General features: G+C 49.4%; 24 protein-coding genes. 15 read left to right on the top strand and 9 right to left on the bottom strand.

The window, feature by feature from the left end:
- Positions 1 to 47: 47 nt before the first annotated feature.
- Positions 48 to 1,415, bottom strand: a complete 1,368-nt coding sequence (locus ACFQ2T_RS13885) for a PAS domain-containing sensor histidine kinase (protein WP_379035444.1) — start codon at positions 1,413 to 1,415, stop codon at positions 48 to 50.
- 355 nt (positions 1,416 to 1,770) lie between these two features.
- Between ACFQ2T_RS13885 and ACFQ2T_RS13880 the strand changes: the two genes are divergently transcribed.
- Together ACFQ2T_RS13880 and ACFQ2T_RS13875 are read left to right on the top strand one after the other, a co-directional pair.
- Positions 1,771 to 2,346, top strand: a complete 576-nt coding sequence (locus tag ACFQ2T_RS13880) for a biliverdin-producing heme oxygenase (protein ID WP_379035442.1) — start codon at positions 1,771 to 1,773, stop codon at positions 2,344 to 2,346.
- Positions 2,343 to 4,499 (top strand): ATP-binding protein, encoded by a 2,157-nt coding sequence (locus ACFQ2T_RS13875; protein WP_379035440.1) that lies wholly within the window; start codon positions 2,343 to 2,345, stop codon positions 4,497 to 4,499. Before ACFQ2T_RS13880 ends, ACFQ2T_RS13875 begins: the two co-directional genes overlap by 4 nt.
- A 221-nt stretch (positions 4,500 to 4,720) precedes the next feature.
- Here the strand turns inward: ACFQ2T_RS13875 and ACFQ2T_RS13870 are convergent, their stop codons facing one another.
- Positions 4,721 to 5,329: a TetR/AcrR family transcriptional regulator gene (locus ACFQ2T_RS13870; RefSeq protein ID WP_379035438.1), complete on the bottom strand. Its 609-nt coding sequence runs from the start codon at positions 5,327 to 5,329 to the stop codon at positions 4,721 to 4,723.
- Between the two features lie 140 nt (positions 5,330 to 5,469).
- Here ACFQ2T_RS13870 and ACFQ2T_RS13865 point away from each other — a divergent pair, with 140 nt between their 5' ends.
- The 7 genes from ACFQ2T_RS13865 (at position 5,470) to ACFQ2T_RS13835 (ending at position 12,207) form a co-directional block, all read left to right on the top strand.
- Entirely contained in the window at positions 5,470 to 6,375 is a 906-nt protein-coding gene (locus tag ACFQ2T_RS13865) for an alpha/beta fold hydrolase (protein WP_379035435.1), read from the top strand.
- 56 nt (positions 6,376 to 6,431) lie between these two features.
- Positions 6,432 to 7,856 carry a DHA2 family efflux MFS transporter permease subunit gene (locus tag ACFQ2T_RS13860; protein WP_379035433.1) on the top strand — a complete coding sequence of 475 codons (1,425 nt, stop codon included), beginning with the start codon at positions 6,432 to 6,434 and terminating at the stop codon, positions 7,854 to 7,856.
- A 37-nt stretch (positions 7,857 to 7,893) separates the two neighbouring features.
- Positions 7,894 to 9,162 carry a beta-ketoacyl-ACP synthase II gene (gene fabF, locus ACFQ2T_RS13855; protein ID WP_379035431.1) on the top strand — a complete coding sequence of 423 codons (1,269 nt, stop codon included), beginning with the start codon at positions 7,894 to 7,896 and terminating at the stop codon, positions 9,160 to 9,162.
- A 62-nt stretch (positions 9,163 to 9,224) separates the two neighbouring features.
- The gene (locus ACFQ2T_RS13850) at positions 9,225 to 10,097 is read left to right on the top strand and encodes an alpha/beta fold hydrolase (protein ID WP_379035429.1); all 873 of its coding nucleotides are present in this window, start codon (positions 9,225 to 9,227) and stop codon (positions 10,095 to 10,097) included.
- A 193-nt stretch (positions 10,098 to 10,290) separates the two neighbouring features.
- Positions 10,291 to 11,052, top strand: a complete 762-nt coding sequence (locus ACFQ2T_RS13845) for an SDR family oxidoreductase (protein WP_379035427.1) — start codon at positions 10,291 to 10,293, stop codon at positions 11,050 to 11,052.
- A 39-nt stretch (positions 11,053 to 11,091) separates the two neighbouring features.
- Positions 11,092 to 11,499 carry a cupin domain-containing protein gene (locus tag ACFQ2T_RS13840; RefSeq protein WP_379035425.1) on the top strand — a complete coding sequence of 136 codons (408 nt, stop codon included), beginning with the start codon at positions 11,092 to 11,094 and terminating at the stop codon, positions 11,497 to 11,499.
- 72 nt (positions 11,500 to 11,571) lie between these two features.
- Positions 11,572 to 12,207, top strand: a complete 636-nt coding sequence (locus tag ACFQ2T_RS13835) for an FMN-dependent NADH-azoreductase (protein ID WP_379035423.1) — start codon at positions 11,572 to 11,574, stop codon at positions 12,205 to 12,207.
- Here the strand turns inward: ACFQ2T_RS13835 and pdxR are convergent.
- The 3 genes from pdxR to ACFQ2T_RS13820 form a co-directional block, all read right to left on the bottom strand.
- Positions 12,204 to 13,643 carry a MocR-like pyridoxine biosynthesis transcription factor PdxR gene (pdxR, locus tag ACFQ2T_RS13830; protein ID WP_379035420.1) on the bottom strand — a complete coding sequence of 480 codons (1,440 nt, stop codon included), beginning with the start codon at positions 13,641 to 13,643 and terminating at the stop codon, positions 12,204 to 12,206. The genes ACFQ2T_RS13835 and pdxR overlap by 4 nt on opposite strands.
- A 139-nt stretch (positions 13,644 to 13,782) precedes the next feature.
- A complete protein-coding gene (locus ACFQ2T_RS13825) occupies positions 13,783 to 14,973 on the bottom strand; it encodes an ammonium transporter (protein ID WP_379035418.1) in 1,191 nt (396 codons plus the stop codon).
- A gap of 220 nt (positions 14,974 to 15,193) precedes the next feature.
- Positions 15,194 to 15,868: a hypothetical protein gene (locus ACFQ2T_RS13820; protein ID WP_379035416.1), complete on the bottom strand. Its 675-nt coding sequence runs from the start codon at positions 15,866 to 15,868 to the stop codon at positions 15,194 to 15,196.
- A gap of 99 nt (positions 15,869 to 15,967) precedes the next feature.
- On the opposite strand from ACFQ2T_RS13820, the gene ACFQ2T_RS13815 reads away from it, so the two are divergent.
- From ACFQ2T_RS13815 to hslO, 3 genes are read left to right on the top strand one after another with little or no spacing between them, the layout of a single operon-like run.
- Positions 15,968 to 16,276 (top strand): DUF3301 domain-containing protein, encoded by a 309-nt coding sequence (locus ACFQ2T_RS13815; protein ID WP_379035414.1) that lies wholly within the window; start codon positions 15,968 to 15,970, stop codon positions 16,274 to 16,276.
- Complete coding sequence (gluQRS, locus tag ACFQ2T_RS13810; RefSeq protein ID WP_379035412.1) at positions 16,277 to 17,176, top strand: tRNA glutamyl-Q(34) synthetase GluQRS; 900 nt, start codon at positions 16,277 to 16,279, stop codon at positions 17,174 to 17,176.
- A gap of 9 nt (positions 17,177 to 17,185) precedes the next feature.
- Positions 17,186 to 18,046, top strand: coding sequence for an Hsp33 family molecular chaperone HslO (gene hslO / locus ACFQ2T_RS13805; RefSeq protein WP_379035411.1), 861 nt, complete (start codon positions 17,186 to 17,188; stop codon positions 18,044 to 18,046).
- A 20-nt stretch (positions 18,047 to 18,066) separates the two neighbouring features.
- On the opposite strand, the gene ACFQ2T_RS13800 is transcribed toward hslO, so the two are convergent.
- Positions 18,067 to 18,858, bottom strand: coding sequence for a TrmH family RNA methyltransferase (locus ACFQ2T_RS13800; RefSeq protein ID WP_379035409.1), 792 nt, complete (start codon positions 18,856 to 18,858; stop codon positions 18,067 to 18,069).
- A gap of 91 nt (positions 18,859 to 18,949) precedes the next feature.
- Between ACFQ2T_RS13800 and ACFQ2T_RS13795 the strand changes: the two genes are divergently transcribed.
- Together ACFQ2T_RS13795 and sugE are read left to right on the top strand one after the other, a co-directional pair.
- Entirely contained in the window at positions 18,950 to 19,663 is a 714-nt protein-coding gene (locus tag ACFQ2T_RS13795) for a pseudouridine synthase (protein ID WP_379035407.1), read from the top strand.
- A gap of 45 nt (positions 19,664 to 19,708) precedes the next feature.
- Positions 19,709 to 20,023 carry a quaternary ammonium compound efflux SMR transporter SugE gene (gene sugE, locus ACFQ2T_RS13790; RefSeq protein ID WP_379035405.1) on the top strand — a complete coding sequence of 105 codons (315 nt, stop codon included), beginning with the start codon at positions 19,709 to 19,711 and terminating at the stop codon, positions 20,021 to 20,023.
- A gap of 55 nt (positions 20,024 to 20,078) precedes the next feature.
- On the opposite strand, the gene ACFQ2T_RS13785 is transcribed toward sugE, so the two are convergent.
- A complete protein-coding gene (locus tag ACFQ2T_RS13785; protein ID WP_379035403.1) occupies positions 20,079 to 20,519 on the bottom strand; it encodes a glycine zipper domain-containing protein in 441 nt (146 codons plus the stop codon).
- A gap of 148 nt (positions 20,520 to 20,667) precedes the next feature.
- On the opposite strand from ACFQ2T_RS13785, the gene ACFQ2T_RS13780 reads away from it, so the two are divergent.
- Complete coding sequence (locus tag ACFQ2T_RS13780) at positions 20,668 to 21,186, top strand: lipocalin family protein (RefSeq protein WP_379035756.1); 519 nt, start codon at positions 20,668 to 20,670, stop codon at positions 21,184 to 21,186.
- Positions 21,187 to 21,240: 54 nt separating this feature from the next.
- On the opposite strand, the gene ACFQ2T_RS13775 is transcribed toward ACFQ2T_RS13780, so the two are convergent.
- Positions 21,241 to 21,639: a BON domain-containing protein gene (locus tag ACFQ2T_RS13775; RefSeq protein ID WP_379035402.1), complete on the bottom strand. Its 399-nt coding sequence runs from the start codon at positions 21,637 to 21,639 to the stop codon at positions 21,241 to 21,243.
- Positions 21,640 to 21,779: 140 nt separating this feature from the next.
- A complete protein-coding gene (locus ACFQ2T_RS13770) occupies positions 21,780 to 22,295 on the bottom strand; it encodes a BON domain-containing protein (RefSeq protein ID WP_379035401.1) in 516 nt (171 codons plus the stop codon).
- Positions 22,296 to 22,355 lie beyond the last annotated feature (60 nt).

Below are 22,355 nucleotides of genomic sequence, written 5' to 3'. Positions count from 1 at the left end.
TTATAAGTTCACAAAGGCAAAACAGACAAAATCTTTGCATGCACCTGTCACAGTTTGCTGGTGTGCAGAGGAAAAACCATGGTGAAGTCGCTTCCCAGCCCCAAACCCCGGCTGCTGCAACTGACCGTGCCGTCATGCAGCTGAACCAGTGTTTTGACCAGCGCCAGGCCCAGCCCCAGTCCACCCTGTGATCTATCAGAACTGCGTTTTGCCTGCGCAAACAAATCAAATATCAATTCCTGGTCTTCAGGCGTAATGCCGATACCATCATCCGACACCGTGATATGTACATGTTGACCGGCGGTTTTCAGGCTCAAAGTGATGTTGCCCCGCTCTTGCGTATATTTGGCTGCATTGTTCAAAAGATTGGAAACCACCTGTACCAGCCGTTTGAAATCCCCTAAGACCATGACTGGGCCCGGCGCCAGTTGAATGGAGAGACGCTGGTGCTTGAAATCGATTAGAGGCCGGACCTGCTCTGCCGAATCGGAAATCACCGCAATCATATCTTGTGGTGTTTTTTCAATCACCACCAGGCCGCGATTTACCCTGGATACGTCCAGCAAGTCATCGACCAGTCCTACCATATGCTTGACCTGCCGCTGAATAATCTCAGTGGATGTTTGCACTCTTGCCTGATCGAACTGGCTCAAAAACATAATGTGGGCGGCACTACTGATGGGGGCTAACGGGTTTCTCAACTCATGTGCCAGCATGGCTAGAAACTCGTCCTTGCGCCTGTCGGCTTCACGCAGGGTGGTTTCATTCTGCTTTAACACAATTTCGTTTTGTTTCAGCTGCTCTTGCGCATTGTAACGATCAGTCACATCGCGGGTAGTGCCTGCCACATATTTCACCTCGCCGCGCTCGTCAAATACCGGCACAAAAATGTAGTCATACATGCGTCGGCCAAACGTACCGGTGAAAAACACTTCGCCACGGTGTGGCTTTTTGGTTTTACGTACGGTATCGATCTCCCTGTCGTGCATTTCTGCATGCCAGGGCTCATATCCTAGCTCCAGGAAAGTCTTGCCTACCGTTTCTTCATACGTGCGGCCAAACATTTTCAATAATTCCTGGTTGGCATAGGCAAAGTAATGATGAACCTCGCCAAAATCGAATACATATACAAAATCAGGGATAGTACTTAATATTGTTTCGTAAAGACGCTTGCGGTCCTCCGAGCTTTTGAGTAACTCTTCATTCTGCAGTCTCAAACTCTCAGCCAAGTCAGTTGCCGCACGTATTCTTTGCAATAGTTCCTGACGTTCATTGACCAGCGTTTCAACCTGTGACCTGGAGGTGAACCTGGTTTTAAAAAGCGATGCCATGATGGCAATCGTGAAAATTCCGAAAGTAGCCAGGATGACCAGTGCAGCCAGGCTGTCCTGATTTGCACTTTGCGTAGCCGCCATCCCTGTGGAATGAACCCCACCCAGAACCAGCACTTGAGTTAACCGGAGCAGCCACATGTAAAATAAGCGATGTTGTAATCGAAATACCAGCGACCTTATCGCCACATAGGCGGTTAATTTTGAGAAAGTTTCTGCTAGACTAGCAGCAAAGAAGGAAGCAAAAACAGCAACGAGAATAGAGACGATTAACAGTGTTATTTGATATTGATTAATCAGCATATTTTGCCTTGGTGTTTTTTTCTGGTTTTTTGGTTATTATTACTCATTAAAATAATGCTTGTGCATTAATTTTATTTCCCATAATTATTATTGCAATAATAATCCACCCTATGCTACATCTTGCTGCATGATCACAATGACCTCACTCAAGGTTTTGCCTCTGTTACGCAATGCAACGGCACAGTTGCACAAGCAATTAGATGCGAGCCTGCCATTAGCTGCAGCTAACCCTTCCATTGAAGATTACTCACAGCATTTGCTGGGGTTCAAACACTGGCTTTCAGACATTGATAGATTCATTGCCGGAAGCAGCCTGCCCGCTGAAGAGTTCAGGGCAATAAACGCCAACGCAATGAAACTGCTGGAAGATGATTTGCAGGGTATGGGTTTGGAAGTCCGTGCCCCTGCATCTCTCACTGCGAATCCGATCAAGCTTGATGCCGCCTGCTGCCTGGGGATTGAATATGTAGTGAAGGGTTCCGCACTGGGAAGCGCGATGCTTTACAATAAGGCCTCAAGGATGTTCCCTGTTGCGCCGATGTCATTCATGCAGGATGCTATGATGCACGGTAAAGATAGATGGAAACAGTTCCTGCTGAAACTGGATTCGCATCACTGGACCGAAAGCGAGCTGGCAAGTGCCCAGGAAGGCGCAATATGGGCTTTCCAGCGATATATCACACTGCATGAGATGTCTCTTCAACCCCAATGACTCAAGTCACTCTAGATAACTGCGATCAAGAGCCTATCCATACGCCTGGCGCTATCCAGCCTAATGGAGCGTTGCTGGGCTTTGCACTGAGTGGTGACCTGCTCTACTTCACCGAGAATGCAGCCTGTATTCTGGGGACTTTGCCTACCAGCTTGCAGGATATTCATCTGGATGCCATTCCAGGCGCAGCTACCTTGATCCTGCAATATCTTGAAGAGGCCAGAAATGGCCAGGCGATACTGATCAGTCACGAGTTGCATGCGGCTGACCACAAGGTCTATGACCTGGTGATTCATATGTATGCAGAGATCGTGATTGCCGAATTTGAAGGCAGGCGCCAGGCAGACGATGACACCATCTCTTTTTCTGTCAAAGTGCAGAAGGCACTCAACGTTATCCGGCAGCAAAAAACCATACAGGCGGTGCTGCAAGCGGCAGCTAAAGAAGTCAAGCTGCTGACCGGCTTTGACAGGGTCATGTCCTACGTGTTTCACCAGGACGACAGCGGGCACATCGTGGCTGAAGCAAAACGCGAAGACCTGGATGCGCTGGTCAACCGCCACTATCCGGCCAGTGATATTCCGCCGCAGGCCAGGCGGCTGTATATTGAAAATACGCTACGCCTGATCTCGGATGTGGCGAGTACACCTATCCCCCTTTTGAGTGTTGGCAACAGGCCGCTGCTAGACATGAGCCACTGCATATTACGCAGTGTGTCACCCATTCATATTGAATATTTGCAGAATATGGGCGTGGGTGCCTCCATGAGTATTTCGATCGTGGTCAATGGCCGCCTGTGGGGGCTGATTGCCTGCCACCATATGTCTGCGAAGCAAGTGCCTTACTCTATACGCATGGCTTGCGATGTGCTGTGCCAGATACTGGGCAGCACAGTCAACCAGCTGGAAACCAAGGTGGCTGCCGAACAGAAAGTGCTGACCTCGGCAGAGCGCGCGCAGTTATCGTTAAAGCTGATCAACTCTGAAGATTACGTTCAGGATTTACTGGCAAGTGCCGATTCGCTAAAAAACATCATTCAGGCGGATGGCTTGTTGATCAGCTTTAATGGCAAGGTGAACGCGGCAGGTGTGAGCCATGAGCTGACCACCGAGCTGGTGAACTGGATAGAGACGCTGCCAGAGGACTATTTCCAGTTCAGTGCCATCCAGGACGCCCCTGACTTTTTCTTAACCGCAGGCAATGGCCTGACAGGTGCGTTGGGATTTTGTATCGACAGGAGCCATCGCAGCTGGATCATTTACCTGCGCATGGAAAAGGTGCATACCATCAACTGGTCCGGCTTCCCTGAAAAGGAATACAAGGTAGGCCCGCTGGGGGCCAGGCTGACCCCGAGGGGATCATTTGATGAGTGGAAACAAACAGTCAAAGGGCAATGCGAAGCCTGGACACCATCTGATATTGAAGTTGCCAAAGACCTGCAACTGGATCTGATGAGAGTATCCAACACCAAGAGTGCAGAGAATAACCGCATACGCACGCAGCTAATGGCGATCCTGGGGCACGACTTGAGAGATCCCTTAAACTCCATCAGCATGGCCAATCAATTCATGGAGCATCAGGAAGGTGCTTCCAAAATGCGGGCGCGCATCAAAAGTTCTACAGGCAGAATGAACCGCCTGATCACCGATGTCATGGATATGGCTAAGCTTGATGGCGGCATTGGTCTCAGGGTCAGCCTGATCGAAACCAACCTCACCTCATTGCTCAGCGAAATCATCGAAGAAAACCGCGTCGGTTACCCAAACTCAGAAATCATCCCGGATATTTCCGAGATCACGACTCATGTCGACCCTGACCGGATCAGCCAGGTGATCGCCAATTTGATCAGCAATGCCCGTCACCATGGTGAGGTCGGTACGCCAGTGAAGATCACCCTGCAACAACATGAGCGTGTGATCACACTGGCCGTGAAAAACAAAGGCAAAGAAATTGAACCGGAACTGACCAGAATATTGTTTGATCCGTTCAAGCGTTTATCAAAACAGAATGACAGAAACAAAACCGGCATGGGTCTGGGACTGTATATTTCAAATGAAATCATCAAAGCCCACAATGGCGAGATTATCTATCATTACGATAGCGAGCTTGGCGAAGTCGTATTCACGGTAAAATTTGCTACACCATCCAGTTAGAGATTTCAGTGTCCTTCAACCGCTTTACCAGACATATTTCAAATCCTGATACCACCAATCAAACTTAAGCTGCTGAACATGTTTTTATTTCTCAGCTTTTTCCCATTGAACATCCGTTGCGCCTGAGCATTGCATCAACACTCAGAAGCAGCATTTGAATAGCTGCTCAGTCCACCTAATGACTATTTAATGCACAGCCGGTGGTGCATTTCTTAAATGCCTTAACTATTGGGCCATGCACTGAGTGCCAGGTCAGCAATTGCCTTCAGCTCTTCACTAGAAGCCCCACTGGTCGCCTGCACCGACATGCCCTGATGCAAGGTGGCAAGATACTTCGCCAACGCATGCGGATCGGCATCGTTTGCTAAGTCACCATCCTGTTTCGCCTGCTCAAAACGTTTGGTCAGCAAGTTTTCATATGCGGTTCTATATTGTATTAGCACTTTTTTAACCATTTCGGCACTTTCGCCACCTGATAACGCGCCCTGCACAATCATGCAGCCTTTAGGGTGTGAGGGCTGGCTTAAAAAATCGGCTGCTTCATATAAAAAACGCTTAGCCACGGCATATGAGGTAGGTTCATGGATCACGTCCCGCACAAACGCCACCGGGCCAGTGGTGTATTTTGATAACGCTTTCATAAACAGCTCTTCTTTGTTACCGAAAGCTGCATACAAACTGGGCTTATTGACGCCTAAGGCTTCGGTCAGTTCAGCAAGTGACGCACCTTCATAGCCTCTTTGCCAGAAAATCTGCAGGGCCTTATCAAGAGCTTCGTCCATGTCAAACACGCGTGGACGCCCTCGTAATTTCTTGGTCTCGATAGTCATGCTGGATTCTTTCAAATAAATAATATACCAATTGTTACAAAAAAAGATTGACAAGGCAAGTGTTGCTGAATATTATTTATATACCGATTGGTATTTAATATAAAAATCTTGTCAATATCGTATTCAAAAAGGAGCTGTTCATGCACAAATTTATCAAATCACTACTATTCATCGCGACAACATTTTCAGTGGTAGAACCCGGCCTCGCATCAGCGGCTGACAAGTTGGAAACCGCGCCCACACAATTTATAGAAGCCAATGGCGTTAAATTCTCCTATCGCGCATTAGGCCCTAACACAGGTACGCCTTTAGTATTCTTGCAGCACTTCACCGGCACCATGGACGCATGGGATCCGGCAGTCGTCAATGCCTTTGCAAAAACAAGGCCGGTGGTGGTCTTTAATAACCGGGGCGTGGGTGCTACTGATGGTGTTGTTGCTGACAATGTCGCACAAATGACCACTGATGCTTATGCGTTTATCCAGGCGCTCGGTTACAAAAAAGTCGACCTGCTGGGATTTTCACTGGGCGGGTTCGTTGCGCAAGAACTGGCTGCGCAACATCCGGAACTCATCCATAAAGTGATTCTGGCGGGGACCACTCACCAGGGTGGTGGCAACAATCTCATGAAAGTACTTAATGAGGCATTTTCAAGAGCCAACGCACCTGACCCGCGTGACTACCTGTTCTTCTCGCAAAGCGATGCCGGCAAAAAAGCGGGCGCTGAATTTTTATCCCGCGTCTACGCCAGAACCAAAGACCGTGACCCTGAGAGTGGTAAAGAGATTGCCGATGCGCATGGCAAAGCGCTGATCATATGGACCAGCACGCCGGATCCGGAATACAAAACGCTTACCGCCATCCAGCAACCGGTACTGGTGGTGACCGGAAACAATGACACCATGCTGGACACCGCAGGGTCGATCACACTCTACAAACACATTAAAAATGCGCAGTTAGTGCTGTACCCGGACTCAAACCACGGTTCCATTTTTCAGTATCACGACAGCTTCGTTAACACCGCCAACTATTTCCTGAATCATTAACTGCAAAAGCCACCCGCAGTGGTGGCTTGTTTCATTCACGATCATACGAGAAATATATGACAGCTACTGAAGCCACATACAGCCCGCCGGACAAAGCCACGCCAAACGGATGGCGCGTGTTCGCGATTGCCTGTATCGCTATTTTCATGGTATCGCTGGATACCACCATTCTGTATGCAGGCTTCAGTAATATCCTGCGCAGCTTCCCGGGTGCGACCGCCGCTGATTTGTCCTGGGCGATGAATGCTTACTCAATTGTATATGCGGCCATGCTTATTCCGGCCGGGGGGATCGCAGATAAATTCGGCAGGAAAAAAGTCTTTATGCTAGGTGTGTTGCTGTTTGTCAGCGCGTCATTTTCCTGCGGCGCTTCCCCCAATGTCGGCTTTCTAATTATTGCGCGGATAGTGCAATCGATAGGCGCATGCCTGCTATCCCCTGCTGCGCTGGCCATCGTGCTTGACGCTTTCCCACGGGAAAAACGCATGATCGTCATGGGCGCCTGGGGTGCGGTAGGCGCCCTGGCAGCGGCCCTGGGTCCAGGGATAGGCTCATTGATTATTGACATAGGCGGCTGGCAGTGGGCATTTTTTATCAATATCCCGATTGGCTTATTTTGTATCTGGCAAAGTGCCTTGTCTTTGCAGGAATCGATCCAGCCCAGGGATAAATTACGCCTGGATTGGGTAGGCATATTGCAACTGATGACAGGCGTCGGTGCGATCGCATTCGGTCTGGTCGAACTTAACTCTGCTCACTGGTCTGCTGTAGAACTGCTCAGTATCGTAGTACTCGGCCTGGCCCTGTTACTCAGTTACATCCCTTGGGCAAAGTCTAACCCTGAGCCCTTATTTGAGTTAAGCCTGTTCAAGAGCGACACCTTCCTGTTTGCCAATATTGCAGGGTTTGTATTTGCCATCGCATTTGCCATCATGTTTTTCTCATTCTTTTTCTGGATGAAAAATATCTGGCATTTCAGCCAGTCCATGGCAGGCACAGCTATTATGCCGGGCCCGTTAACCGTGGTACCGACTGCGATTCTTTCAGGCAAGCTTGCCTCAAAAATAGGCCATAGACCCTTATTGATTACCGGCACCATCACCTACGCCTTAAGTAGCCTGTGGTTCATGTTGGTACCGGATGCCAGCCCCGACTACCTGACTGAGTGGCTGCCAGGTTTAATATTGAGCGGCTTATCGGTAGGCCTAGTGATCCCTTCATTATCCGCTGCCTCCGTATTTGGTTTACCCGCCAAAGATTATGCGGTGGGTAGCGCCATCAATCATGCCGTGCGCCAGATAGGCACTGTCATAGGCGTTTCGCTGACCGTGTTGTTGCTAGCCAAAACAGAATTACAGATCGCCGACTTTCATCGCATCTACGCCATCCATATCACGCTGGCGCTGATCACCGGCTTACTGTGTTTTCCGATCAATACGCATCCCAGACAGTTATTGGCGAAAACAACCGGCACTATTTGACACCCGTTAATGTGGAAAAGTTATTAAGGTCATTACTATGAAAAGAATTGTTGTTACCGGAATGGGCGTGGTCAGCCCGCTAGGCACAGGTGTTGAATTAGCCTGGAAGCATTTACTGGAAGGAAAGTCCGGCATCTCAACCTTGCCTGATGCCTTGGCAGACGGCAGCCCGGTCAATATTGCCGGCTGGGTAAAACCATTAGAGGCTGATCCGGTTTGCGGCCTGGATTTATCACAGCATATCAGCGCCAAGGAGTTGCGCAGGATAGACAGGTTTATCCAGTTTGCCCTGATCGCGGCAGAAGAAGCGATTAAACAGGCGGGATGGCATCCAAACAACGATGCTGAAAGCGAGCGCACCGCCACCATTATTGCCTCCGGTATTGGCGGTTTTCCGGCGATTGCACAGGCCGTGCGTAAAGGCGAGCAGGAAGGCGTTGACCGGTTATCGCCTTTTACCATTCCGTCATTCCTCGTCAACCTTGCCGCTGGCAAGGTGGCACTAAAATATCAACTCAAGGGGCCGCTGGGCGCACCGGTCACTGCGTGTGCAGCAGGCGTGCAGGCGATTGGCGATGCGGCCCGGTTAATCCACACCAATGAGGCAGACATCGTCATTTGCGGCGGTGCCGAAGCCTGCATTGATAAAGTCAGCCTGGGCGGGTTTGCTGCCGCAAAAGCGTTAAGCACCGGGTTTGCAGATGCCCCGGAACGGGCATCCAGGCCATTTGATCAGCAGCGTGACGGATTTGTCATGGGTGAAGGTGCCGGCATTCTGGTGATTGAATCTTATGAACATGCTATTGCAAGGGGCGCAATGCCCATCGCTGAGCTGGTCGGCTACGGCACCACCTCCGATGCCTACCACATCACCTCCAGCCCGGAAGATGGTGCCGGCGCAGCACGGGCAATGTCGATAGCATTAAATCAGGCAGGACTAGAGCCAGCTGCGATAGATCATATCAATGCGCATGCCACTTCCACCCCTGTCGGTGATGCCGGTGAACTGGCGGCGATCAAGCGTGTATTTGGAATGCAGCTTACCCCCGCTATCAGTGCCACCAAATCTTCCACCGGCCATTTGCTAGGCGCAGCGGGCGGGCTGGAGGCTATATTCACTATTAAAGCGATTCAAACCCAATACTGCCCGCCAACCATTAATCTTGAACACGCTGACGAACGCGCCAGCGGTCTCACCATCGTCGGCAAACAGCCGCTGGTTAAGAAGATTGAGTATGCCTTATCCAATGGCTTTGGCTTCGGCGGCGTCAATGCATCAGTTATTTTCAAACGCTACTATTTTTGATGGCGGCAGCTTTACCAACAACGTGGCAATTAAACCAACCAGTATTCAAGAGGGGAAACTAAATGAATGATGCACCAAAAGACTTGAAATTCAATGGCGAAGAACACTTCATCAAACTGACCAATGGAGAAACCATACGTGTCATAAAAACCGGCCAAGGCGCGCCGCTTTTACTGATGCATACTATCAGGACGCAGATCGAGTTTTTTAGCGAAGTGATTCCATTCTATGCAGAAAACTACACGGTTTACGCAGTTGACTTGCCTGGGCATGGCCTGTCATCCATCCACAAAGCGATGAATTATGACGAACCATATCTGAGGAATGCATTGATTGAAGTCATCAACCAGTTAGGGCTTGACAACCTGACGCTGGTCGGTGAGTCCATCGGTGCGACGCTCGCACTCACCATCGCAGCCACCCTGCCGGAGAAAATCAAGCAGGTGTTTGCCGTAAACACTTACGACTATGAAACCCGCTATGCCGATGGCATCCGTCGCGGCAACCTTATTGCCAACTTCATGTTGTGGAATTATTCCATTCCTGTCCATGGGGCGATTTTTGCCGCCCTGGAAAACCGCTTCTTCCTCAGCCTGGTGATGAATGGCGGCGTAACGAATATCAGGAAAATACCAGGCTGGCTTATGAAGCTGTTTGACCAGACGGGTCACCGCCCCGGCTACACATATCTTGGCAGGAATATCCTGAAAAACTGGCGGAGCTGGTCTAAATCCCATGAGTTTTATCGGCAGGTGAAATGCCCTGTGATCTTGGTATATGGCGAGTTCGACTGGTCAACCCAACAGGAAAGATCGCGCACATTGAATCAATTACCTACAGCCACATTGCAAACCATTGCCGGTGCCGGCCATTTTCTCAGCCTGGATAATCCAGAGGCACTCAAGCTGGTTTTTAAAAAAACTGTCCCTTCCTGATGTGCATATCCCCGACTAATTTACCTGCCTGACGGCAGGTTTTTTTTTGCCTGCGATTAACGCTTAGACTTTCACACCGCATCATGGCCTATGCATTTCTGCAAATGATGGCTCTGTAGCCACGCCCTGCTCTTCTTTACCATGCCTCTTGTCGTGCAGTTTTATTCATTTAAATAATATTTAGGAGAGAGACATGAAAGCAGTTGTATTTGGCGGGTCAGGGTTAATCGGCAGCAAGGTCGTCGAAGTGCTGAAAGCACAAGGGCACGAGGCCATCACAGCTTCGCGCAATCTGGGTATAGACGTTGTCACAGGTGAGGGCTTGGACGCTATCCTGCACAATGCCGATATTGTGATCGATACCACGGATGCACCAAGCTTCGAAGATGATGTCGCGCGTACCTTCTTTGAAACAGCAACCGGCAATATCATTGCCGCGGCAAAAGACAAAGACATCAAGCATTACATCGCGCTGTCGGTGGTCGGCACCCACAAGCTGCAGAACTCGGGTTATTTCCAGGGCAAACTGAAACAGGAAGGCCTGATTAAAGCATCTGGTATTCCTTACACGATTGCGCGTGCGACGCAGTTTTATGAATTTGTGTTGTTGATTGCTCAAGCCGCCACTGCTGACAATATCGTGCGCCTGCCTTCGGCAAAACTGCAACCGATTGCTGCGATTGATGTGGCAACCGCCATCGCCGGGATCGCCGGCGGCAAGCCTTACAACGGGATAGTCGATATTGCCGGACCTGAAAAAATCGCACTCAGTGAATTTGCCCGCAGAGCACTGGTCGCGCAGAAGGATAGCCGTGAAGTGGTGACCGATGAAAGCGCATTGTATGTGCAAACCTTCAAGATTGATGACACCACACTCACGCCTGAATATCACACATTGACTGGTACTACCCGCCTGGATACCTGGCTGGCCGATCCAGCCAGAACATTCAAGTAATCGCGCTGATCTATTACCCATTTGAAAAGGATACTCATCATGAAAATGCTTAAAGCACTATTGGTTTCACTGGCTTTACTCCCCACCACTGCTGTGATTGCCCATGAGGGCAGTCATGACCAGCCCGACCTCACTATGGTCATGAACAAAGACCTCAGTGATCTGCCGGGCAAGGAAGTGATCATGCTCACCGTGAACTACAAACCCGGCGAAGTGGAAACGCCGCATAAACACGAGGCACACTGTTTTGTGTATGTGCTGGAAGGCAATATCGTGATGGCGGTCAAAGGCGGCAAAGAAATCGCCTTGAGCCCCGGCCAAAGCTTTTATGAAGGCCCGCAAGATATACATACCGTAGGCCGCAACGCAAGCAAGACCAAACCGGCAAAATTCGTGGTGTTACTGCTGAAAGATAAAAACAAGCCAGCTGTGATGCCTGTCGACTGATCGCCTATTGATGCCGGATGATATTGAAAAGTCATCCGGCAACTTGCCTACACTTTATAAAAGGATGACGGAATGCGAGTGATGCAGGTAGATGCCAGCCCGAAACGTACGCATTCCAGTTCAAAAATGCTATCTGCTCACTTTATTCAGCAACTCAGGCAACGCATTACAGATATAGAAATTGATTACATTGATACTTCCCTCAATCCGCCGCCACACATTGACCATGCCTTTATAGAAGCCCTGTATACCCCGGCTGCAGATCGCAGCCTCGTCATGAAACAGGCATTATCGTACTCTGACAATTTATGCGCACGCGCCCTGATGGCAGATATGCTGGTATGTGCCATGCCGATGCACAACTTTTCCATGCCTTCGGGTTTCAAGGCTTTGATTGACCACCTGGTGCGATCCAGCCTTACCTATACCGTGAACGCCGACGGCACAAGCACCGGCAATTTATCGCGACAGAAAGTATTATTCATCACGACAAGAGGAGCAGATTTGGGTCCGGGCAGCCCCTGGGAAAAGATGGATGCACTGCGTCCGGCGCTGTCATCCGCCTTTTCGTTTATGGGCGCTGATGACCCTGTTTTTGTAGATGTGCAACCACTGGATAATCACGACGTGGTTTCCGAAAAAGAAGTGCTAGACCAGGCCTACCAAACGTTAAATGCCATCGCCCAGCGCTGGGTGACAGGGATTTAGCCGGCGATAAAACTGTTCCTGAGCTTGATTGCGGTTTCTTCAGCCACTCTCTTGTTAGGCACATTGGTGAAGCCTATGATCAGACCATTGTGCGTCGCACCTACTGTCCATGTTGAAATGGGGTGTATGCCATAACCAAGCTGGTTGAAGTTAGTACAGACTGCCGTATCGGCATATTGTTTATCCAGCGCGGCCACGAAGTGCATGCCATTCTTGTGCGAGCTGACCTGGATATGGTCTTCCATTACATCCACCAGCGCCTTGCTGGTGAGCTCCCGCCGGTGGGCGTATAAATCACGCATCTTTTTCAGGTGGCGGGAGAAATGCCCCTCAGTGATGAAATCATTCACCACCATTTGCGAGGTGATCGAAAACCCGCGCTGGTAGATGAAGGCTTTCTCCTGGCAGGCATCGACCAGGCCGGGTGGCACCACGATATAACCGATCTTCAGGGAAGGGAAAATAGTTTTGCTGAAACTGCCCGCATAAATCACCCTGTCGTATTGATCCAGGCTTTTCAGGGAAGGCAGCGGGTAACCGGAATAACGGAACTCACCATCGTAGTCGTCTTCAATAATCCAGGCGTTTTTCTGGCTCGCCCATTCCAGTAATTTCATGCGTCGCTCTGCCGATAACGTCAGGCCCAGCGGACTGTGATGTGAAGGTGTCACAATCGCCAGCCTGGCATCCGGGCACTGCGCAATACCTGCACTGACGATCAGGCCCTCGTCATCAATCGGCACATGCACAATATTCGCGCCCAGGTCTTTGAGTAACATGGCCGCCAGCAGGAAACCGGGATCCTCCATCCAGATACTTTCACCCTGGAATTTAAGTACTTTGCTTAAAAAATCCAGCGCGCCCTGATAGCCGTTAGTGATGAATATCTGATCCGGCTCACACACCACTCCGCGTGCAAGCCGCAAATAAGCAGCAATCGACTGCCTGAGCGGCGCATAACCTTGCGGTTCTTTCAGGCGCATTTCTTCGGCTGACAAACTGCGCATGCGGTGGCCGCTTAATCGGGCCCATACTTTCCTGGGGAAGGCATCAAACGCCGGGCAGCCTGGCAGGTAGACATGCGAAATCGAAGGCGCCAGCTCAAGATTAGCAGTCTGTGTGGCGCGGGACGAGGTCGGTGGAGACACCGTCCTCAGTTTCTTTGTAGATGTCTTGCGCAGCAGACTGGAAACATAAGTTCCGGACTGGCCCCTGGATTCAAAGATGCCGTCACCCAGCAACATGGCATAAGCACTTTCCACTGTCCCCCTGGCCACAGCCAGCTCACTCGCCAACGTACGGGTTGAAGGAATGCGGTCCCCATCTTTAAGCAGGTTGCTCTCAATGGCGGCTTTAAAGCGGTTGTAAATTTGCAGATGAATAGGCTGCGTCGCCGATGTATCCAGTTGTATGAGTTCTTTAGTGGAGGGTGCCATCAATCAGCCGTATGCGCCATTTACGATGACCTGATGATACCTGAGCGGTGAATCCTGCAGGAGATACTTTTTCGGCTACAGGATATTTCATAAAAAAAGACCTGCCATCAGGCAGGTCTTCTGTAGCGATGCAATACAACTAATCTACGGACACAGAAGGGATTTTATGTATGCTCAGATCCGCACCATCAAACTCTGACTCTTTATCCAGGCGGATACCAACCAAAGCTTTCAGCAATCCATACACAATACCGCCGCCTGCTAATGCAATGACGATACCGGCCAATGTGCCTATTAATTGACTGACGAAGCTGACGCCACCCATACCGCCCAAACTGGCGCTACCAAAGATACCGGCCGCGATTCCGCCCCAGGCGCCGCATAAACCGTGCAGTGGCCATACCCCTAATACGTCATCGATTTTCAGGCGATTTTGCGTCACAGTGAATGCCCAGACAAAAATGACACCTGCCACGCCACCCGTAACCAGTGCGCCTAGTGGATGCATCACATCTGAACCGGCACAGACGGCGACCAGGCCCGCCAAAGGGCCGTTGTGTACAAAGCCAGGGTCATTCTTACCAAGAACCAAGGCGGCCAGGGTGCCTCCAGCCAATGCCATCAATGAGTTGACCGCTACCAGGCCCGAGATATTCTGTATGGACTGGGCAGACATGACGTTGAAGCCGAACCAGCCTACGGTGAGTATCCATGCACCTAGCGCCAGGAACGGGATATTGGAAGGCGGGTATGCATGCAATTTACCTTCTTTGGTATAGCGGCCATTACGCGCACCTAACAGCATCACTGCGGCGAGGGCGATCCAGCCGCCCATGGCGTGCACGACTATGGAACCGGCAAAGTCATGGAAACCGGCGCCAAAGCTGGCTTTTAACCAATCCTGGAAACCGAAGTGGTTGTTCCAGGCAATGCCCTCAAAAAAGGGATAGACGAAGCCGACAATAAGGAAGGTAGCGGCCATTTGCGGATTGAACTTGGCGCGTTCGGCTATGCCGCCGGACACGATGGCCGGAATGGCAGCAGCAAAGGTCAGCAGGAAAAAGAACTTGACCAGGTCGTAGCCACTTTTTGCCGCCAGCACATCCGCACCACTGAAAAAGTTGATGCCGTAGGCAATGCTGTAACCAATGAAAAAATAGGCAATGGTAGACACACAAAAATCCACCATGATCTTGACCAGGGCGTTGACCTGGTTTTTTTGACGTACGGTACCGACTTCCAAAAATGCAAAACCGGCATGCATTGCCAGCACCATAATGGCCCCAAGCAATACAAACAAGACATCATTAGCTGACACTAATGCTTCCATTTCGCTCTCCGAATAATATTTTTAAATGATATGGCGTTTTTATTTAAGCACGCCTTTTTATAAAATTCGCAGTGGATAAGCAATTATCAGACCATTATTACATGGTTGATTTTAAAGGAATTAGTTTTTAATATGCCCTGAAAATGCACCAATATTGAACCATAGAAAGTGCATTGCACTTTTTTGGTGCAAATAAGGTGCCAGATTTTTCTACTAGTGATTACATGATTTCAGAAGGCTGCAATTGTTTGAACATTTCTTCGGCATCCGGGTGTGCCGCCCAGAAATAATAGAATTCACGCACTGCATTCAGGAAGATATGCCGGGTATGTTTTAAATTGAACAGAGGCAGTGTCGCATCGGCAGTAATACGGTAGGCGTTTTTTTCGGACAAGGGCGCATCGCGCAAACGTAACAGCATCAGCTTGGCCATGCGCGTACGCACTTCTATATCCATTTCCACTTTCTGATCCATGGACTTTAGCGCTTTGACATAGCCATTCAGCGCCCACAATTCAGAAGTGGCGAATTTCTCGGCTTGCAAGGCGGGCCAGACTGACTGCAAATCGATCACTGCCGGTTGCCAGCCTATCAGGTGCAACTCAAAGCCCACCGTATCTGCATATTGCATGACCGCTTTGACATCGCCGCGCCAGAAAGGGTAAAACTCGCGGATAATGGTGAGGAGTTCCGGCCAGCGCTGTGCAGGTTTATCTTCGAGACAATCATCCACTGCTTTGCGATATACCGCACTGGTAGAGTCTTGATTTTTCAGCATTGGGCACAATTCATTTAGTAGGGCATCGCGTTGCGCCATGATGGCGGCATCCGCACCCTTGCCATGCAATAAATTATAATAAGCCTGGATTGCGTCTGTTTCGCGTGATGAACTCATGGCACACTGTACTGGATTGATAATAAGGAATGTAGATTTTGGCACTGACTCACTTGCATCATACACCGAAATGCGGCTCCGGTTTACAGGAGAAATCGAATGGCTGAATGGACATTGCTGGCACTGATGGTGGCTGGCGCATGGTTCTGGATAGACTCTGTTGCCAAGCGTGAAATCGCGCTCAAACTGGGGCGGCAGCTGGCCGAGCGCTGGCAATTGCAATTCCTGGATGAGTCAGTCGCCTGCTCGCGCGTAGGTTTTGCCAGGGATGGCAATGGCCGCATGCAGTTACTGCGCACCTACACTTTTGATGTATCCAGCCAAGGCCTGGAACGGATGGCCTGTCATTTGCAATTGCGTGGCGGGCAGCTGTTGTCCTGGCATATTCCGCCTTACGCTACGCAATAAATGAGTGTAGGCCGCTTTGCCCCCTCGCCCACCGGGCCTTTGCATTTCGGCTCGCTGGTCGCAGCGGTTGCCAGTTATTGCGATGCAAGGCAGCGTAGCGGGCAATGGCTACTAAGGATTGAAGATGTAGATACAACACGCTCGATAAAAGGTGCCAGTGAACACATTATTCATACCTTGCAGCGTTATGGTTTCGTGTGGGATGGCGAGATTGTTTACCAAAGCCAGCGTAGTGATATCTACCAACAGGTATTAGAACAATTGTTGAAGCAGGCTCTGGCTTATCCTTGTACTTGCTCTCGCAAGGAAATCTCTGACTCAAGCATCCTGCAAGGCATTGAAGGTGCTATTTATCCAGGTACCTGTAGATTGCATCCGGCGAAAAAAGATACGGCTGCCGCCTGGCGATTAAAAACACACGATATAGCGATAAGCTTTGAAGATTTGATTCAAGGCCGGCAACAGCACAACATCGCCACGGATATTGGCGATTTTGTCATTAAACGTGCCGACGGATTATTCAGCTACCAGTTAGCCGTGGTGGTAGATGACGCGTTACAAGGCGTCACACATATTGTGCGCGGCGCGGATTTACTGAACTCCACTACCCGTCAGATTTTTCTGCAACACATACTAGGCTATACAACTCCGGTATATGCACATATTCCATTAGTGATTAATATCCAAGGGCAAAAATTGAGTAAGCAGACACTGGCTGAACCCTTACCGGACGATAATATTAAAGACACTTTAATCGCGGCCTTGGGTTTTTTAAGGCAACCAATACCCGAGCATCTTCATACTTATCCGCTAAAAGATATTTGGCAATGGGCGCACACACACTGGCAACTACCACTTATCCCGCCTGCAAATTACAGCCAAGGTGACCAGAGATGGTAAAATAGACACATGAAACAAGACCTATTGCATCCCTTTATTTTTGATCACTCCGCAGTGCGCGGCAACTGTGTGCACCTTGATCAAAGCCTGTTTAACGCACTAGAACACCAACCATTACCACCCGCCTTGAAAAAAGTGATCGGCGAATTCATGGCGGCCAGTGTGCTGTTAACGTCCACATTGAAAATGCAAGGCAAGTTAATTTTGCAACTGCAAAGCCAGGGTACATTGCAATTACTGGTAGTTGAATGTACTTCTGAACTTGATATACGTGCCACGGCTAAAGTGCGCGAAGAGTTACACGGCGACACACTGAGCGACTGGCTTGAACAAGGGCATTTAGTGATTACGCTGATGCCGGAGGAAGGCGAACCTTATCAGGGTATTGTGCCAATTGAAGGGGACAGCATTGCCAGTATGCTTGAAAACTACATGCTGCGCTCCCAGCAAATCGACACCAAATTATGGCTGACGTCCGAAGGTGACAGAGCCGCTGGTTTACTGGTGCAAAAACTGCCGCAACAACAAGAGCATGACCTCGATCACTGGAACCGGGTGCAGCATCTGGCTAATACGGTCACCAATCAGGAGTTGCTGGATTTAGATACCGAAACGTTGTTGCAACGCCTTTTTGTTGAAGAGGATATCCGCTTGTTTGAAGCGCGTGATATCCGTGCTTTTTGTAGTTGCTCACAAGCCAACGTGGCCAATATGTTGCAGTTACTGGGCCTGGCGGAAGTACGTAGCGTCCTGGAAGAGCAAGGCAGCATTCAGATTCAATGCGATTTCTGCAATAAGCATTATGTGGTTGATGAGCAGGAAGCGCTGGCTTTATTTGATGACAACGATGACCATGCAGTGACGCATTAAATCAGCGCAGGGGGATTGGTTCAGCCTTGCAATCGCTGACGCTGGCACTCGAACAACGCAACTGCCGTCGCTGCGGCGGCATTCAGTGATTCCAACGCCAGAACGCCTTGATGCGCCATCGGGATACTGACACAGTGATTCACCGCATGCTGCAATGCCTCCGAAATACCGGCGCCTTCATTGCCTACTGCAAACAAGACTGGCCCGCTTAACGCTTGATCATAGAGGCTTTGTCCATGCATAGTCAGCGCCAGGGTTTTACCGGCAAACTGCTCAGCAACTTCAACGGCATCCACGTTTTCGACTAAAGGTAATACCAATTGCGCACCTTGGCCGCCACGCAGTGCTTTTGGTGACCAGGCATCCGTGCAGCCTTTTGTCAGATAAGCAGCCTGCACGCCCGCCGCAGCGGCAGTACGCAGTATGCTGCCGAGATTACCTGGATCCTGAATATTTTCGATTAACAGGGCAAAGTTGACTATTTCCGGCAACGCGATCTCAGGCACAGGGACTAATGCCATAATGCCGCTGCTGCTGGAAACCGGCGTCAGATCGGCAAACATCAGCGTCGGCAGCATGATGGTATCTACATCTACCAGGTGCTGCATCAGGTTGGATGCTTCCAGGCTGCTTTTCCCTTCAGGAATAATCATCAGCTGAGGCTCGCCTTGTGTTTGCAGGTAGCCTTCGATCAAATGCACACCTTCCAGTAATGTTAAGCCACTGCTTTTACGTTCGCGTGCATTATCAGCCAGCTTGCGCAGGTGTTTATAGACGGGATTATCGCGGGAGGTGATGTGTTTAAAGGCCATGCCGGCATTGTACGTCAGTCACGCATGGAGTGACAGACGCAGCTACTGACTACCGGCAAAGTCGCCTCAGGATTCGCGTATAATTCAGGTTATGGCTAAGAAACTTGATTTAGAACGTATTCTGCAACGACAAGGCTTTGGCACACGTAAAATGTGTCGCATCCTGATTATTAATGAAGAAGTGACCGTGAATGGGGAACTGTGTAGTGACCCGGATGCCACTTTCGCACTTGAAAACCTGCAATTCACTATCGAGGGCGAACGGTGGGAATACCGCGAGCACAGCTACCTGATGATGCACAAACCGGCACATCACGAGTGCTCGCACAAAACGCAATTTCACCCCACCATCTATTCTTTGCTACCACCTCCACTGGTTGAACGTGGCATTCAATGTATAGGCCGGCTGGACGAAGATACCACCGGCTTGATTTTACTGTCGGATGACGGCCAGTTTATTCACAAGATCAGTTCACCTAAGCATCATGTACCAAAAATCTATGAAGTGACTTGCAAACATCCGATTAGCGACGCTGATCTGCAAGGCTTGCTGGCAGGCGTAAAGTTGATAGACGAAGATCAAACGATTGCCGCACTCGAAATCACACGCGTGACAGAATCGATTATTCAGATGACTCTGGCAGAAGGTAAGTATCACCAGGTTAAACGTATGATTGCTGCGATTGGTAATCGCGTTGACTACCTGAAGCGTATCAAAATTGGACGCCTTGAATTACCACAGGATTTACAGCCGGGAGAATGGCGCTGGTTAACTGAACAAGACCTGGCCGCCCTTAAACCTTAATCTACAAAAAATTCAGCAAACTAATGAGTAATAAGAAAGCGCTTTATGACCTGGTTAATATTGGTAATTGCCGGTTTGTTTGAAACCGCCTGGGCGATTGGATTGAAATATACCGATGGCTTTTCACGTTTCTGGCCATCGTTCTGGACCATCGTGGCGATGGTCATTAGCGTCTGGTTATTGGGGCTGTGTGTTAAAACTTTACCGGTAGGCACTGCTTACGCTATCTGGGTAGGTATCGGTGCCGTCGGCACGGTTATTTTAGGTATTTTGTTATTTAACGAGCCGGTGTCTGCATTGCGGATCATCAGCTTGCTGTTGATTATTGCCGGGATGATAGGTCTTAAGCTGGCTAGTTGATTAGATTTGATTGATTGACCGCCTATCTGGCGGCCTTGCTCGCGCAAATTAAATCTTAATCGTGTCTGTGGCCACGGCCATGATGTCCGTGTCTCTTGCCTTTTTTACCACGATAGCGTTTCCCATATGGTTCAGGCTCATCGATCTCTTTACCAATCACCGCACCGCCGGCACCGCCTAAACCTGCGCCCACCACTGCGCCTGCGGTTGTACCACTCACTGTACGCCCAACCGCAGCGCCGGTTGCGCCACCTGCTGCACCGCCAATGATAGCGCCGGTTTTACCCCCGCGGCCTGTAGTCACTGCTCCACCTAATCCACCACCAACCGCACCACCAACAATCTCACCGGTGCTACCACCAAGTACACTGCCTATTGCGGTTCCCCCGGCCGCACCCAATCCGCCACCAAGCCCTGTTTCCACGTTACCAGCTATTGCGGTTGATGAAACCAATGCCATAAAAGTTGCCATCATGCACACCGTTGTAAGTTTCATTTTTAATCCCTTATCGACTGTTTCAATGTGTGTTATTTTAAACTGTAAGCTTATTTTCAATTATTGGTTTTTATAATGCTTTATGACTGTTAATCATTTTTTGGCTGGTTTATTTATACTGATCAATTTGAGCAGTTGCTCAGAACCGATGCCGCCGCAAGCGGAACAAACTATTGTTCGCAGCTTTGACCCTGCGCAATATTTGGGAACTTGGTTTGAAATTGCGAGACTGGATAACAGATTCGAAAAGGGCCTCGAACAGGTCACGGCAAATTACACCTTGCAGGCTGACGGCTCAATTAAAGTAGTAAATCGTGGGTTTGACCCGCAAAAGAAAGACTGGCGCGAAGCAGTTGGCAAAGCCAAATTTATTGATCCTGTCAATGCAGATGGCAGCCGAACTGGCCGATTGAAAGTATCTTTTTTTGGGCCATTTTATGGCGATTACAATATTCTTATAGTAGATAAGCCATATTACAACTACGCACTGGTAAGTAGCGGCAGTGACTATCTATGGATATTGTCTCGCACACCCCAACTCACTTACCCTATCAAGCAAGATTTAATAGCCAGGGCAAAAGAGCTTGGATTTGCAACTGAAAAACTATTGTTCATCCGACAAGCCAACCAGGTCGAGTACGAATCCGGTCGACATGTGATGCCCTAGCAACATTAACTCCTGCTTGGACGAACTTCGGGAGGGTTGACCCTCCCGATCTGTTCATTGCGTTTCAGATTGTACTGCCTCGCCACTGCTGGCAGGCGCTGTTTTTTCCTGGGCAGCATCAGAATCTACTGGCACAGCTGCCAGCTCATAGCGCCACTGGCCCAGCACCGCATACACACCATCAGACTGTTTGGCAATTTGTGTAGCCACTTCAGCATCCTGTTTTGACGCCACCAAGCCGGACAATTGCACCACACCTTTGGCATCAGAATCCACTTGCAGGTTTGAAGTGTCAATGCCATGGCTTTGCAAACTGGTTTTCACATTCTCGACCACAGTGTCGCTAGGTAAAAACTTATACATAGGTTCAGCGGCAGGTACTGCATGTACGTTGGCACTCATTAACATTGAAACAAGTACGCCAGCCGTCATATAAAATTTAGTATTTTTCATGATGCTTCCTTTGGTTAGAAGGCGAACTGCCCACGTCGTCGAGGATGAATCGTCAACACATGTTTCTTTGGACAGCCCACCGAAAAAAAAGAGCAAGCTACTTCTTTGGGAGAGGTACGTAGCTTGCAAAGGGTGTTTCGTTAACCTTTAACTACGATCGCGTTTTTAACAGATTTCACACCTTCAACGCTGGAAACCAGTTCTTCAGCCTTGGATTTAAGGGTTGAATCTGACACAAAGCCACTTAGCAATACTTGACCTTTATGTGTTTCAACACTGATCTTCAGTGATTTCAAGGCTTCTTCTTCCAACAGGCGCGCTTTCACTTTAGTAGTGATCCAGCTGTCAGACATGGCTACTTTGATCGCCTTTTGGCCGGTTTTTGTTTTCAACTCGGCGTATTCTTCATAAGTTAGGCTACCGTCATTGTCACCATCAAACGTTTTGAAGTCTTTTTGCTTGACGCCTTTGTCAGCCTTTGCTTCAGACCAGTTCAATGTTTCATTGGCGTTTTTGTCCAGTGAGTTGAATTGCTCCAAGTATGGTTTATCGCCGTTTTGAACTTCATTAAGATCAAATGCGAATGCGTTTAAGGTAATTGTTGCTGCTAATAAGCCACCAAAAATAGTCGCTTGTTTGAATGTATTGATTGACATGCCTGTCTCCTTTTTTACTTTTATTAATTGTCCACATACACATGTGGTTTCATGTGGAGC

This window comes from Methylophilus flavus (genome assembly GCF_042678905.1).
Taxonomy (GTDB): Bacteria; Pseudomonadota; Gammaproteobacteria; order Burkholderiales; family Methylophilaceae; genus Methylophilus; species Methylophilus flavus.
Note: the sequence above shows the minus strand (reverse complement) of the source record. Positions and strands in the feature narration are given on the sequence as shown.